General features: G+C 70.0%; 13 protein-coding genes and 1 pseudogene. 9 read left to right on the top strand and 5 right to left on the bottom strand.

All coding sequences use genetic code 11. From position 1 onward, the window contains the following. Positions 1 to 5 precede the first annotated feature (5 nt). Positions 6 to 839, bottom strand: coding sequence for a phosphoribosylaminoimidazolesuccinocarboxamide synthase (locus EAS64_RS24280; protein ID WP_145856325.1), 834 nt, complete (start codon positions 837 to 839; stop codon positions 6 to 8). Positions 840 to 916: 77 nt separating this feature from the next. Between EAS64_RS24280 and cutA the strand changes: the two genes are divergently transcribed. Continuing rightward, positions 917 to 1,303, top strand: a complete 387-nt coding sequence (gene cutA / locus EAS64_RS24285) for a divalent-cation tolerance protein CutA (RefSeq protein ID WP_145856327.1) — start codon at positions 917 to 919, stop codon at positions 1,301 to 1,303. A gap of 10 nt (positions 1,304 to 1,313) precedes the next feature. Here cutA and EAS64_RS24290 read toward each other — a convergent pair whose 3' ends face one another. Together EAS64_RS24290 and EAS64_RS43790 are read right to left on the bottom strand one after the other, a co-directional pair. Further along, on the bottom strand, positions 1,314 to 1,955 hold the full coding sequence (locus EAS64_RS24290; RefSeq protein WP_145856329.1) for a histidine phosphatase family protein: 642 nt from the start codon (positions 1,953 to 1,955) through the stop codon (positions 1,314 to 1,316). Positions 1,956 to 2,074: 119 nt separating this feature from the next. Beyond that, the gene (locus EAS64_RS43790) at positions 2,075 to 2,416 is read right to left on the bottom strand and encodes an SCP2 sterol-binding domain-containing protein (RefSeq protein WP_187366142.1); all 342 of its coding nucleotides are present in this window, start codon (positions 2,414 to 2,416) and stop codon (positions 2,075 to 2,077) included. Between the two features lie 97 nt (positions 2,417 to 2,513). Here EAS64_RS43790 and EAS64_RS24300 point away from each other — a divergent pair, with 97 nt between their 5' ends. The 5 genes and pseudogenes from EAS64_RS24300 to msrB all read left to right on the top strand — a co-directional run bounded on the left by EAS64_RS24300 (position 2,514) and on the right by msrB (position 7,669). Then, positions 2,514 to 2,834, top strand: coding sequence for a hypothetical protein (locus EAS64_RS24300; protein ID WP_187366143.1), 321 nt, complete (start codon positions 2,514 to 2,516; stop codon positions 2,832 to 2,834). A 30-nt stretch (positions 2,835 to 2,864) separates the two neighbouring features. Then, a pseudogene (locus tag EAS64_RS24305) lies at positions 2,865 to 3,665 on the top strand (TlyA family RNA methyltransferase); the annotation flags it as partial. A 341-nt stretch (positions 3,666 to 4,006) separates the two neighbouring features. After that, entirely contained in the window at positions 4,007 to 5,035 is a 1,029-nt protein-coding gene (locus EAS64_RS24310; RefSeq protein ID WP_246115834.1) for an NAD kinase, read from the top strand. 184 nt (positions 5,036 to 5,219) lie between these two features. Next, positions 5,220 to 7,079 carry a DNA repair protein RecN gene (locus EAS64_RS24315; protein ID WP_145856337.1) on the top strand — a complete coding sequence of 620 codons (1,860 nt, stop codon included), beginning with the start codon at positions 5,220 to 5,222 and terminating at the stop codon, positions 7,077 to 7,079. 119 nt (positions 7,080 to 7,198) lie between these two features. After that, entirely contained in the window at positions 7,199 to 7,669 is a 471-nt protein-coding gene (gene msrB / locus EAS64_RS24320) for a peptide-methionine (R)-S-oxide reductase MsrB (RefSeq protein WP_145856339.1), read from the top strand. A 328-nt stretch (positions 7,670 to 7,997) separates the two neighbouring features. Here msrB and EAS64_RS24325 read toward each other — a convergent pair whose 3' ends face one another. Both EAS64_RS24325 and EAS64_RS24330 read right to left on the bottom strand, forming a co-directional pair. Continuing rightward, complete coding sequence (locus tag EAS64_RS24325) at positions 7,998 to 8,489, bottom strand: hypothetical protein (RefSeq protein ID WP_145856341.1); 492 nt, start codon at positions 8,487 to 8,489, stop codon at positions 7,998 to 8,000. Further along, on the bottom strand, positions 8,486 to 10,090 hold the full coding sequence (locus EAS64_RS24330; protein WP_145856343.1) for a GMC oxidoreductase: 1,605 nt from the start codon (positions 10,088 to 10,090) through the stop codon (positions 8,486 to 8,488). Before EAS64_RS24330 ends, EAS64_RS24325 begins: the two co-directional genes overlap by 4 nt. A gap of 304 nt (positions 10,091 to 10,394) precedes the next feature. Here EAS64_RS24330 and EAS64_RS24335 point away from each other — a divergent pair, with 304 nt between their 5' ends. The 3 genes from EAS64_RS24335 (at position 10,395) to EAS64_RS24345 (ending at position 12,309) form a co-directional block, all read left to right on the top strand. Beyond that, complete coding sequence (locus EAS64_RS24335) at positions 10,395 to 10,706, top strand: hypothetical protein (RefSeq protein ID WP_145856345.1); 312 nt, start codon at positions 10,395 to 10,397, stop codon at positions 10,704 to 10,706. Between the two features lie 156 nt (positions 10,707 to 10,862). After that, positions 10,863 to 11,084, top strand: a complete 222-nt coding sequence (locus EAS64_RS24340; RefSeq protein ID WP_145856347.1) for a hypothetical protein — start codon at positions 10,863 to 10,865, stop codon at positions 11,082 to 11,084. Beyond that, positions 11,077 to 12,309 (top strand): cation:proton antiporter, encoded by a 1,233-nt coding sequence (locus EAS64_RS24345; RefSeq protein ID WP_145856349.1) that lies wholly within the window; start codon positions 11,077 to 11,079, stop codon positions 12,307 to 12,309. Before EAS64_RS24340 ends, EAS64_RS24345 begins: the two co-directional genes overlap by 8 nt. Positions 12,310 to 12,721: the final 412 nt, after the last annotated feature.

Raw genomic sequence — 12,721 nt, forward strand, 5'->3', positions numbered from 1 at the left:
ATTAGCTAGCCCGTTACCGGGCGTCCGGTGATCTTCTCGAATAGCTCTGAATACCGCGCGGTGAGCACGGCGAGAACGTCACCGGGGATTTCCGGTCCCGGGGCGGTGCGGTCCCAGCCGATCGAGGTGGACCAGTCGCGCAGGTACTGCTTGTCGTAGGAGTGCTGCGGCCGTCCAGGCTGGTACTCGTCGGCCGGCCAGAACCGGGAGGAGTCCGGGGTGAGCACCTCGTCGGCGAGCACGATCGTCCCGTCCTTGGCCTTGCCGAACTCGAGCTTGGTGTCGGCCACGATGATGCCGCGCTCGGCGGCCAGGTCCGCACCGCGCCGGTAGACCTCGAGAGTGATCCGCCGCAGCTCCGCCGCCGTCGCGGGGCCGACCAGGTCCTCGACCTCGTCGTAGGTCATCGGCTCGTCATGCCCGGCGGCCGCCTTCGTCGTCGGGGTGAACACCGGCTCGGGCAGCCGCGACGCCTCGACGAGCCCGTCGGGCAGCCGCACCCCCGACACGGCGCCGCTCTCCTGGTACGCGGTCAGGCCCAGGCCGGTCAGGTAGCCACGGGCGATGCACTCCACGGGGAGCATCTCCAGGTGCTGGCAGCGGATCGCGCGGCCGGCCCACTCGGCTGGCACGTCGGTCGCGGAGATCACGTGGTTGGGTGCGATGTCGGCGAGCCGGTCGAACCACCAAAGCGACAGCTGGGTCAGCACGCGGCCCTTGCCAGGCACCGGCGTGGGCAGCACCACGTCGTAGATGGATATCCGGTCCGAGGCGACAAGCAGCAGGTCATCGCCGTCCGCGTAGACCTCGCGGACCTTACCCGAGTGAATCAGCTCCACCTGGCTCTCCCGTCGATAACGGCCGTTCGCCGAGGCTGGTAAGCGTACTATCGCGGGTCGGCGTACGATCAGGTGACATGGCTGGAACCGATCCTGTCCGGCGGGTGAGCGGCGAATACCTGCAGGTACAGACGACGACGGATTCCCGGGCCGAGGCGATGGACCTGGCCAGGGCGGCGGTCGAGGCACGGCTGGCGGCCTGCGGCCAGGTGGCGGGTCCCGTCGCCTCCACCTACTGGTGGAACGACGAGATCGAGCGCTCCGAGGAATGGTTCGTCTTCTTCAAGCTGCCCGCCGACCGCTACGAGGCGCTTGCCGCGTTCCTCGCCGAGCGGCACAGCTACGACGAGCCGGAGATCTTGGCAACCCCGTTCGCGGCGGGCTCGGCATCCTTCCTGAACTGGATCACCGAGGAGACCCGCCCGCGCGACCAGGCCGAGGTGGTGGCGCCCGCGGATTCTTAGCCGGCTCCCGTCAGGAGGACGGCGGCACGTTCCAGGCCAGGATCACGCTCTGGTCGTGTTCCGTGCCCAGGCTGGACATCGTGCCTGTATCCAGGCGGAACAGCCGCCCGTCGGCCGGGTGCAGGCCGAGCCAGCGAGCGGTGAGCACGCGCAGCACGTGCCCGTGCGCGACGAGCACGACGTCGCCGTCGGACAGCAGCGGCGCGGCTCGCTTGAGCACCCGGTCCACCCGTTCGCCGACCGACTCCACCGTCTCGCCCGGGTGCTCGGCGTCCCCGGGGATGATCCCGTCCCGCCACAGCGACCAGCCGGGCCGCTGCTGCTGTATTTCGGCGGTGGTGATGCCCTCGTAGCCGCCGTAGTCCCATTCCCACAGGTCGGGATCCTGCTTCGGCGCCGGGGCGCCCACGCTGCCCGGCACGCCGGGCATGCCGAGGCCCGCGAGCTCCGCGGTCGCCGTGGCGCGCCGCGCCGGGCTGGTGAACACCGCGGCGATCCGGAACCCCGCCGCGACCCGCCTGGCGAGCATCGGCGCCAGTGCGGCGGCGTCGGCCTCGCCCTTCGCGGTGAGCGGGATGTCGGTCCGGCCGGTGTGCCGTCCGGCGGCGGACCACTCCGTCTGCCCGTGCCTGAGCAAGATCAGGTCTCCCATGGCAACCATCATCCCAGCCCCCGATCGAGGCGGACTCACCGCTCCCCTGATAACAGCAAGAAGCGGCGGACGCCGCAAAGCAGCCGACGGGCGCCCGTTAAAGCAGCCTGCGGACGCCGCTACAGCAGTCGGCGCAGCCGGAACAGGTCCTTCACCGACGCCTCGATCTTCACCCGGCCGGACATCCAGGCCCTGGCGATGTTCATCGGCTGCTCGGCGAGCGAGACCACCTCGTCGCTCTTGGCCGTCATCCGGATGTCGGCGGGCGGCTCGCCCGGCGCGAGTTCCCGTACCGGGTCGTCACCCGTGCCGAGCACCGTCACATAGGTGACGTCAAGGTCGGGAATGGTGACGCTGATCCTCCGGTTCCCGAAATACTGCTCCCTGTCGGCTGGGCTGAGCTCGGAGAGCCTGCCAGCCAGCTTCTGCAGTGCCGTGCGGCACTCTTCGGCGGACGCCATGGGCACGTCGCTCCTCGGTGGGCGGTACGGTTCCAGCGGAGGGTAGCGCACGCGGAGTACCAGCCGGGATACCGGTCGCCATCGGGGAGAGGAAACAATGGATCCAGAACGGTTGCCGCCGGCTCTCGCCCCCACCGGTGACCCCCGGGTCGACGCGGCCATCGAGCGGCTCGCCACGATCGGCGAGCTGGAACTCGTCAGGCGGCCCATGGTCTTGGAGGACGTGCACGCCAAGCTGCGCGCGATCCTTGGCGAGCTCGGCGGTCCAGGCGGGCCAGTGCCTGGCGGCCCAGTTCCCGGCGGCCCAGTTCTCGGCGGTCCAGTCCCCGGCGGTGCGGTCACTGGCGGTGCGGTTCACGGTGGCTCATCGCGGCCAGGCGAGCCCGGCCGGCCCGGCGAGCAGGCCGAGCTTGGCTGAGCGGCCGGACTTGGCTGGCGGGGGGCGGGCGTGACCGCGCGGGCGCGGCTCGACGCGGAACTGGTCCGCCGGGGCCTGGCGAGGTCGCGGGAGCAGGCCGCCGAGCTGATCGCGGCCGGCCGGGTCGCCGTGGCAGGCCAGACTGCGTCGAAGCCGGCCACCCAGGTGGCGAGGGACGCGCCGGTCACCGTCGCCGACGACACCGACGCGGGACCGCGGTACGTGTCGCGGGGCGGGCACAAGCTGGCGGGCGCGCTCGCCGTGTTCGCCGGGTTCGACGTCGCGGGCAAGCGCTGCCTTGACGCGGGCGCGTCGACCGGGGGATTCACCGACGTCCTGCTGCGCGCGGGCGCCGCGCACGTGGTCGCGGCCGATGTCGGCTACGGCCAGCTCGCCTGGTCGCTGCGGACCGACGAGCGGGTCACCGTGCTTGACCGGGTGAACGTCAGATCGCTGGACCCCGCCCTGGTGGCGCCGCCGCCCGAGGTGGTGGTGGCCGACCTGTCGTTCATCTCGCTGACCCTGGTGCTGCCGTCGCTCGCCGCCTGCGCGGCGCCGGACGCCGACTTCGCGCTCATGGTCAAGCCGCAGTTCGAGGTGGGCAAGGGCAAGGTAGGCCCGCGCGGCGTGGTGCGCAGCCCGCAAGACAGGGCCGCGGCGGTCCGCACGGTGTGCGACGCCGCCTGGTCGCTCGGCCTCGGCGTCAAGGGCGTGACGGCGAGCACGCTGCCCGGACCGTCGGGGAACGTCGAGTACTTCGCCTGGTTCCGCCGCGGCTCGCCGCCCCTCGACGACGCCGACCTGAACCAGGCCATCGAGTCGGGCCCGCAGTTATCCAGGGAGATGACCCCATACTCCGCTTGCCCGCCCGCCCGGCCCGGGGTACCCGCTCAGCCAGAAATTACCGTGGACCATCCGCGGCGCTATTCGCCATTTCTGACCCACAATCACCTGAATGACCGGATTGGTGGGTGAACAAATCTGGATAAAGCGGGCAAATTACCTCGCCTTGAAGATCCTTTGCCGCGGGTGACCCACGATCACGAACTGAAGGGGCGCCCGCGGGCCAGCGTGGGGCCGGCTACCCGCTGGCTGCACTCGCCGTGGGTCGGTTCTGTTACGGGCACGGCCGCGTGCCATTGCCGTCACCCGGGGGCGGTAAGTTGCACGCGATGGGTGAAACCAAGCGGACGATGCTGGTGCTCGCGCACACCGGCAGGGAAAGCGCCCGGACGAGCGCGCGGCAGGTGATCGAGCGGCTGGCCGCGGCGGGCGTCGCGGTGCGGGTGACGGACGCCGAGGTTCCCGCGCTTGAGTGCGCGGGTGCGACCGTCGTCCCCGCCGGACCCGCCGCCGCCGATGGCGCGGAACTCGTCATCGTCCTTGGCGGCGACGGGACGCTGCTGCGCGCCGCCGAGCTCGCCCGCCCCGCGGGCACCCCCCTGATCGGCGTGAACCTCGGGCACATCGGCTTTCTCGCCGAGGCGGAGCCCGAGGGTCTTACCGAGACCGTGGACGCGCTGCTCGCGGGGAAGTACTGGGTTGAGGAGCGGATGACTCTCGACGTGGTCGCCCGCGACAACGGCACCGAGATCGCGCGCACCTGGGCGCTGAACGAGATGACCGTGGAAAAGGCGGCACGCGAGCGGATGGTCGAGGTCATCATCGAGGTGGATGGCCGCCCACTGTCCCGGTGGGGCTGCGACGGCGTGGTGTGCGCCACGCCGACCGGGTCGACTGCCTACGCCTTCTCGGCCGGCGGCCCTGTCGTCTGGCCCGAGGTGGAAGCACTGCTCATGGTGCCGCTCGCGGCGCACGCGCTGTTCGCAAGGCCGCTCGTCGTCTCGCCTGACTCGGTACTCGCCGTTGAGCTCGTGCCCGACGGGGGCGAGTCGGCCGCGGGACAGGAGCGAGCGCCCGACGCCGCGCTCCACAAGGCGCGCGTCGCCGATGGCGGCGACACCGCGGCGGACCGCGCGGTGCTGTGGTGCGACGGCCGGCGCCGGTTCGACCTGCCGCCAGGCGCCAGGGTCGAGGTGCGCCGCGGCGTGCTGCCGGTGTCGCTGGCCCGGGTGCACGGCCTGACGGCCGAGGCGGACGCGGGAGGCACGCCGGCGGGCGGCGAGTTCACTGACCGCCTGGTGGCCAAGTTTGGCCTGCCGGTCGCCGGCTGGCGCGGCAGGTCGGGACCGCGTCGCTGATGACGCCACGGAAACGCTTTCGATCGAAATGTTTGCTTGAAGCCGTCAATGCCGCAAGACTGAATGCAAACAATTCAGCGAATTGATCGCGAGGGAGATGTGACCGTGCCCGAGCCGCCGCGAGTGTCGGCCGCGACGGGTAGAGTCGGCGGGGGTTGGGTCGAGAAGGAGACTGCTGGCGGTCATGCTTGAGGAAGTGCGCATCACCGGGCTCGGGGTCATCAACGACGCGCTGCTCGAGCTCTCGCCCGGTTTCACCGCGCTGACCGGGGAGACCGGAGCCGGCAAGACCATGGTCGTTACCGGGCTCGGCCTGCTCTTCGGCGGCCGCGCCGATCCGTCCAGGGTCCGGCCCGACGCGCAGCGTGCCTCCGTTGAGGGACGGCTGCGCACCGACCCGCGCGGCAAAGTCGCGCAGCAGGTCGAGGAGGCAGGCGGCGACCTCGATGAGGACGGCACGCTGGTGCTGACCAGGACCGTGTCCGGCGAGGGACGGTCCCGCGCGTTCGCAGGCGGCCGCTCGGTCCCCGTCTCGCTGCTCACCTACCTGGCCGACGACTTGGTGGCGGTGCACGGCCAGTCCGACCAGCAGCAGCTGCTCAAGCCAGGCAGGCAGCGCGAGTCACTCGACAAATACGCCGGCGGCGTGCTCGCCGAGGTGCTCGCCGACTACCAGCGCGCCTACGGCAGGCACCGCGCGGTCAGGGACGAGCTCACCACGCTCACCACGGAGGCCAGGGCCCGCGCCGCGGAGGCGGAGGAACTGCGCGCCGGGCTCACCGACATCGAGAAGCTCAACCCGGTGGCCGGCGAGGAGGCCGCGCTGCGGGCGGAAGAGGACAAGCTGTCCAACGCCGACGAGCTGAACGCCGCCGCGACGACCGCGCACGAGGCGCTGCTCGGCGATCCGACCGCGGGCACCGACGGAGCGGACGCGGTCACCCTGCTCGGCCACGCGCGGCGGGCGCTCGACGCGGTGCGCCGCCACGACACCGAGATCGACGGGGTCGCGGAACGGCTGTCCGAGGCCGCCTACCTGATCTCCGAAGTGGCCGGCGAGCTCGCCACGTACATCCAGTCGATCGACGCCGACCCGGCGCGGCTCGCGGCCGTTCAGGAACGGCGCGCCGTCCTCGGCCGGATCATCAGGCTCTACGGGCCGGGCGGCGTCAACGCGCGGGTCAACGGCGCGCCCGTGACTCTGGAAGCCCCGCCGGCCGGCAGTGCCGCGCCGTCAGAGGCCGACGACTGGTCCGCGACAGGCGAGGCAGTGCCCGCGGCGGGCGACGCCGCGCCGACGGCGGAACGCGACGACATCGCGTACGTGCTGGCCTGGGCGCGGCTCGCCGCCGTCCGGGTCTCCGAGCTCGACAACGACGACGAGACGATCGCCGAGCTCACCGCCGCCGAGGCGGAGCTCTCCGCGCAGGTCACCGAGATGGCGGGACGGCTGTCACGGCTGCGGGCCGAGGCGGGGGAGCGGTTCGCCGCCGACGTCACCGCCGAGCTGACCGCGCTCGCCATGCCGCACGCCCGCATCTCCGTGGTGCTCACGCCGTTGAGCGAACCGGGGCCGCACGGCATCGACGACGTGGAGATCCGGCTGGCGTCCAACCCCGGCGCGCCCGCCCTGCCGCTGCACAAGGGCGCCTCCGGCGGCGAACTGTCCCGGGTGATGCTCGCGATCGAGGTGGTCTTCGCCGGGGCGGACCCCGTACCGACGTTCGTCTTCGACGAGGTGGACGCGGGCGTCGGCGGCAAGGCCGCGGTCGAGATCGGCCGCCGCTTGGCCATGCTGGCACGGCTCGCCCAGGTCATCGTGGTCACCCACCTGCCGCAGGTCGCCGCGTTCGCCGACAACCACCTGGTGGTCGCCAAGTCGAGCGACGGCCTGATCACCAGCACCAGCGTGCTCCGCCTCGACCACGAGGGCCGGGTCCGCGAGCTGTCGCGGATGCTCGCCGGACTCGAGGAATCCGAGTTCGGCCAGGCGCACGCCGCCGAACTGCTCGCGATGGCCGCCGACCAGGCCTCCCGGCCGTAACCGGCCGACGTGGCGGCCGAGGAGAACAGCGGTTCGCCGGACATAACGGCGGCCAGCTCCAGGTTGCATTGATCGAGGGCCATCCCGCAGCCAGCGGGACCGTGAACCAGGGAGCTGACATGACCGGCAATTACCGCAAAGACCCCGAGGCCGTCTCCCGGCTGACCCCGGAACAGTACCGGGTCACCCAGAAGAACGGCACCGAGCCGCCGTTCAGGAACGAGCACTGGGACAACAAGGAGCCCGGCATCTACGTCGACGTCGTCTCCGGCGAACCGCTGTTCTCCTCGGCCAGCAAGTTCGACAGCCACACCGGCTGGCCGAGCTTCACCGCCCCGATCGAGCGCGGCAACGTGGTCAGCCGCCGCGATTTCAAGATGCTGATACCCAGGACCGAGGTCCGCTCCGCCCACGGCGACAGCCACCTGGGCCACGTGTTCCGCGACGGGCCCAGGGAAGCCGGAGGCCTGCGCTACTGCATCAACTCCGCCGCCCTCCGCTTCATCCCGGCCGCCGACCTCGAACGCGAAGGCTACGGCGCCTACCGCAAGCTCTTCGAACCCGCCGACGACACCGGCGGCAAATCATGACGACCGCGCCGGCAATCCCCGCCTACGCGCCCAGCGCGGCCTCGGAAACCAGCCCGGCGCGGCGGCCGGTAGAGCGGCAACTCTGCGGTCAGCGCGATGTCGGTCGTGTACGTAAGGTGCGGCTCGGTCCTCGGACACCCAAAACGGTGAAAAATCCCGAAACGGACACCGCTTGAACACGCGGTGGTGGCTTTTCTCCGCTTGGGGAGAATCCGCTTTATTGCGTATTCCGCCGCACCAGGGGAAGCCGCACGCGTGCCGCCCGAGGGCTAGGGTACGTGCCCAAGTCCTTGACGCCAGCCGTTGCAGGATCGGAGCGGCCGTCACGTCAACTCGCGCTGCTGCCGCCGTTGTGTGCGCCGCGCCCGCTGCTCAGCAGCTCATAGGCGATGCCTGTCGCGACGGCGTATACCGCGTGGTGGAAGGCGTCGATCGCGATTTCCTGCGGTGCCCAGAAGATGGCCGGCGGGGCGATGTCCAGTGCGGGCAGGGTCACCTGTGCGCTGCCCCATACGGCGGCGCCGTGGGCCGCCGTCGCAGCGCGCGGCGGCAGGCCGACGGTATCGAGCAGTCCGCGCACTATTCCCCAGCCGGTGCCATAGCCCCAGTGCGCCAGGTCGTTGAACCGTGCACGGGCGATGTCGTCCTCGAAGGATGTGATCCCCAGCGCTTTGGCCGTCGCCCGGGCTGGCGCCGAACTCGGCTTGCGGTGACGGAGCCGCGCCTCGAGCGTACTCGAGGCTGTCATTGCCGCGGTCCCGGCGAGGCCAGCCACCAGCCCCTTGCCGATGCTGCTGGCCAGTTTTTCAGCGGTTCTCACGAGTCCGCCTCCTGGAGTCGTCCGTCGGATGCCGGTTCGCTCACGGTCGCGACGTGGGCACCGAGTCGCTGGACCAGGTGGTCGCCGACTCGTAGTGCGTTGGCCATGGCGGTCAGCGCCGGGTTGACGGCGCTGCTGGAAGGGAAGAAGCTCGTGTCCACGACGTAGAGGTTGTCAATGTCGTGGCAGCGGCAATTGACGTCGAGGGCCGACGTCTTCGGGTCATCGCCGAAGCGCACGGTGCCGGACTGGTGGGCGACTCCGGCCAACGGGATGCGCTTGTCGAGGATTGACCAGCCTGGGATGGTGGTGTCGTGACAGCCCAGGGGGCCCATTAGCTTCTTGAGCTTGGCAAGCAGGCGCTGATGGGGCTCAAGGTTGTGGTAGGTCTTGGCCAGGTGGATGCGGCCCAGCCGGTCCACTGTCACCCGGTTGGCCGGATGGGGCAGGTCCTCGGTGGTGATCCAGAAGTCGATCGCGTGCTTGGCGACGTAGTCGAGCGCGAGGCCGGGCGCGAACCACGGAGCACCGCCGCGGAGGATATGCCGGTCAGATTTGCCGAGCATCTGGATGTGCCCGAGCGGCAACTCGGAGTCGTCGGCGCCCCAGTAGTAGTCGTTGATTCCGAGTGTCTTCTGGAACTTCGTCAGGTTGGGCGTCTGCGAGATCGCGATGACGCCGGAGTTGATGTGCGCCATGTAGTGCCGGCCTACCACGTCCGAGGCATTCGCCAGCCCGTTCGGATGCTGGTCACTGGCCGACTTCAGCAGCAGCGCCGCGGAGTTGACCGCGCCGCACGAGACGACCACGATGTCGGCGCTATATGTTTCACGGACGCCGCGGCGGTCTACCACAACCTCGGTGATGCTACGGCCGCTGCCGTCGGTCACGAGCCGCTCCGCCTTCGCGTGCGTCAGCAGCGTGACGTTGCCGCGCTTCAGCGCGGGCCGCACGCATCGCACGTGCGCGTCGGCCTTCCCGTCCGTGAGGCAGGGGAAGCCGTCGAACCGGTCGCATCGGACACACCGGCCAGCCTCGGGGTCGGACTCGTTCAGGTCCACGCCGACTGGTAGGTGGAACGCCCTGTGCCCGGCGTTCTCAAAGTCATCAGAGAGCTGCTGGATGCGCGGCTCGTGCGACACCGGCGGGTACGGAAACGGCCCGGAGCGTGGCGGCTCGGTCAGGTCCTCGCCCGCCCGCCCATGCACGAGGTAGAGCTTCTCCGCCTCTGCGTAGTACGGCTCAAGATCCGGATAGGAAATCGGCCACGCCGGTGAGAGGCCGCCGTAGTGCTGAATCTCGCCGAAATCCCGCTCGCGCAGGCGGAAGAGGATGGCTCCGTAGAACTTCGTGTTACCGCCGACGAAGTACTGCTGGTGGGGCTTGAAGCCCTCGCCGTCCTGGTCGTACCAGACCTCATCAGACAGGTAGCGGTCCTTGATGAAGACCTCGCGGCTGTCCCAGTTCTCTGGCTCCCGCGGCAGGTAGCCGCCCCGCTCGAGCAGCAGGATGCGCTTGCCGGATGGCGCCAGCTTGTGCGCGAGCGTGCCGCCGCCGGCGCCCGTACCGATGATGATGACGTCGTAGTGCTCGGTGGTCATGGCGTTCACTCCTGGTTCAGACGAGGGCGATCGGGCACGTCCACACAGCGACGGGGATGTTCTAGCCGTCCAGCCCGGGCGCGGCCACGATACTTTCGGCGGTCGCTGGATGCGTGCGCCATCGTTTCTCTCCTAGTTCACAGGCCGACCGGCAGAGCCATCGCTTCATCCGTAGTCCGCCAACCGGGCAGAACGTTTCACGGCGAGGCCAAAGTCGGCCAAGCCTTCGGTGCGCCCCCTGCGCAGCGGTCCAGGCCCGAGAGTGAAACGTTCTGCCCGCTGGCGGGACCCAACCGGCATGGTGATGAATGCGCAGATTGCACCCACAGAGAACGGGACGTCCCAGTGGTGGCCGTCGAAGTACGGCGCCGACGACCAAGCCGGCGCGTTGAACGAGATCACGCCCGGCAAGGTCCTGGAAGCGGTCCGCCTGGTCCGCCAGGGACGGGTCTATGACCTGGCGCATGTGCTGCACCGGGACATTCCCGCATTCCCCGGCCGTACCTTCCGGCAGTACCTGACCACCAACTACCGCCAGATCAACCGGCGCCATCCCGACGCGGGCCCGGCGGGCCTAGGGCACAACTCAACGTCCGCCATGGGGTGGCGGTCGTAGAGAACCTACGGCTGGAGGCGGCCGCGCGTGACCACGTGTACGAATTCCTGCTTGTCATTTCGCACGCCAAATTGCGTGGGGCCACCGGCGCGTGGGTCGCGTCGCTTGCGATCTTGTGAGCCGAAGGCCTAGCCGGCCATTCTCCGAGGAGGTGTCATGACCGAGATGCTGACGGCGGCATCCCAAGCTGGCCTGGTCGTGGACAAGGTGTACGTCGGGTACTTGTTCTGGGGCCGGCCCTCACCGTTCCAGCTCTGGGAGGACCTGCAGGACCTGCTGCGCCGCACCAAGGCCGACTTCGATCCGACTGGCGCGCAGGCGAGGGCCGCCTGGAAGGCGCCCATGCCGGCCGGCGCAGGGGTGGCTGGCCATGCCTGACGTCTCGTTCGTCAACTTGCTGGTAGTGATGGGCGTCGCGGTCCTCGCCCCGCTCACCGTGGGCTACCTGCCGCGGCTGCGGGTCCCAGCCGTGGTACTGGAGATCGTCGGCGGCATCATCATCGGGCCGTCCGTGCTCGGCTGGGTACACGTCGACCTGCCGGTGTCGATCCTCGCCCTGTTCGGCCTGGCGTTCCTGCTCTTCCTCGCCGGGCTGGAGATCGACGTGCACCAGCTGCGGGGACGGCTGCTCCGCTTCGCCGTGCTCGGATACCTGGTGTCGCTTGTCCTGGGATATGGCGCCGGTGCGTCCTTCACCGCAATCGGGTGGGTGTCGCAGCCGCTGCTGCTGGTGATCGTGTTCTCCGGCACCGCGCTCGGCTTGGTCGTGCCGGTGCTCAAGGACGCCGGGCAGGTGCACAGCCAGGTGGGGCAGACTGCGCTGGCGGCGGCGAGCATCGCCGACTTCTCGGCCATTGTCCTGCTGTCGCTGTTCTTCTCCTCCTCGGGCGGGAGCACCGGTTCGAGGGTCGTGGTGCTCGGCGCATTCGCAGGGCTCGTGGCCGTGACCGGCCTGGTGGTGTCCGGCGCCGCCCGGTCCATGCGGCTTGGCCAGGTGCTTGTCCGCCTGCAGGACACTACCGCAGAGATCAGGGTCCGCTTCGCCGTTCTGCTGCTGGTGGGGTTCACGGCCCTCGCCGAGCGGTTCGGCCTCGAGAGCATCCTCGGCGCGTTCCTGGCCGGGGCGATCGTCGGCCTGGTCGATCGCGACTCCGCCTCCCACCCGCAGTTCCGGACCAAGCTGGAGGCCATCGGCTACGGGTTCGTGGTGCCGGTGTTCTTCGTCACCAGCGGGATCCGGCTCGACCTGACTGGTTTGGTTCACAGCCCGTCCGCGCTGGTCCGCGTCCCGGTGTTCCTGCTGGCCCTGCTGGTGGTGCGTGGCCTGCCCGCGCTGCTCGGCCTGCGCGCGAATGGTCCCAGGTCAACAGTGGCTCTCGGGCTGCTCCAGGCTACTTCGCTGCCGTTCATCGTGACGGCCACGCAGATAGGCGTGACACTGGGCAAGATCACTCCGGTGACAGCCGCCGCGCTTGTCTGCGCCGGCCTGCTGTCGGTACTGATTTTCCCGCTCCTCGCGCTCACCACGTTGCGCCGGGGCATGCCTGAACCCGCCACGACCGAGGGGGAGACCGAACCTATGCCGGAACCGCATCTGATGTGACCGGTGGTAGGCCTACAGTCTGGCGCAGCGGCGCCGTGGAGCGGCGAACACGCTCGAGAAGGTTGACATGCCGCAGGTATTCACGAGCACGGTCGTCGACGCACCCGTCGGCGAGGTATGGACCCTGCTGTGGGAATCAGTACCATCGGCGACTGGCGCCCCGTCGCGGCCCCAGCGGCAAGCTGAGACCCGCGCTGGCCATCACTGGCGAGCCGGTCGCTGGCGGCTGACTACAGAGCCTTCCCTCGCCGCGGGATCTGTCGGTCTGAGTGCCGGCAAGCTAAAGTCGATCTAAAGCCGGGCCCGGCCAGCGCGGCCCGGTCGTGCCTCAGGACGAGTCCGGTGTGTCCGCAGCCACCAGCGCGGCACCTCGGCAGGACCGAGGCGGTGGGGGGTGACAGCTGGCGGTTCC

The sequence above is a fragment of the Trebonia kvetii genome (assembly GCF_007827045.1).
Lineage (GTDB): Bacteria > Actinomycetota > Actinomycetes > Streptosporangiales > Streptosporangiaceae > Trebonia > Trebonia kvetii.

What these genes read in the sequence shown, in the direction of transcription:
- EAS64_RS24335 (WP_145856345.1), top strand. Translation starts at nt 10,395, where the DNA reads ATGAATGCGCAGATTGCACCCACAGAGAACGGGACGTCCCAGTGGTGG.
- EAS64_RS24340 (WP_145856347.1), top strand. Translation starts at nt 10,863, where the DNA reads ATGACCGAGATGCTGACGGCGGCATCCCAAGCTGGCCTGGTCGTGGAC.
- EAS64_RS24300 (WP_187366143.1), top strand. Translation starts at nt 2,514, where the DNA reads ATGGATCCAGAACGGTTGCCGCCGGCTCTCGCCCCCACCGGTGACCCC.
- EAS64_RS24345 (WP_145856349.1), top strand. Translation starts at nt 11,077, where the DNA reads ATGCCTGACGTCTCGTTCGTCAACTTGCTGGTAGTGATGGGCGTCGCG.
- EAS64_RS24310 (WP_246115834.1), top strand. Translation starts at nt 4,007, where the DNA reads ATGGGTGAAACCAAGCGGACGATGCTGGTGCTCGCGCACACCGGCAGG.
- EAS64_RS24315 (WP_145856337.1), top strand. Translation starts at nt 5,220, where the DNA reads ATGCTTGAGGAAGTGCGCATCACCGGGCTCGGGGTCATCAACGACGCG.
- cutA (WP_145856327.1), top strand. Translation starts at nt 917, where the DNA reads ATGGCTGGAACCGATCCTGTCCGGCGGGTGAGCGGCGAATACCTGCAG.
- EAS64_RS24290 (WP_145856329.1), bottom strand. Translation starts at nt 1,955, where the DNA reads ATGGGAGACCTGATCTTGCTCAGGCACGGGCAGACGGAGTGGTCCGCC.
- EAS64_RS24330 (WP_145856343.1), bottom strand. Translation starts at nt 10,090, where the DNA reads ATGACCACCGAGCACTACGACGTCATCATCATCGGTACGGGCGCCGGC.
- EAS64_RS43790 (WP_187366142.1), bottom strand. Translation starts at nt 2,416, where the DNA reads ATGGCGTCCGCCGAAGAGTGCCGCACGGCACTGCAGAAGCTGGCTGGC.
- msrB (WP_145856339.1), top strand. Translation starts at nt 7,199, where the DNA reads ATGACCGGCAATTACCGCAAAGACCCCGAGGCCGTCTCCCGGCTGACC.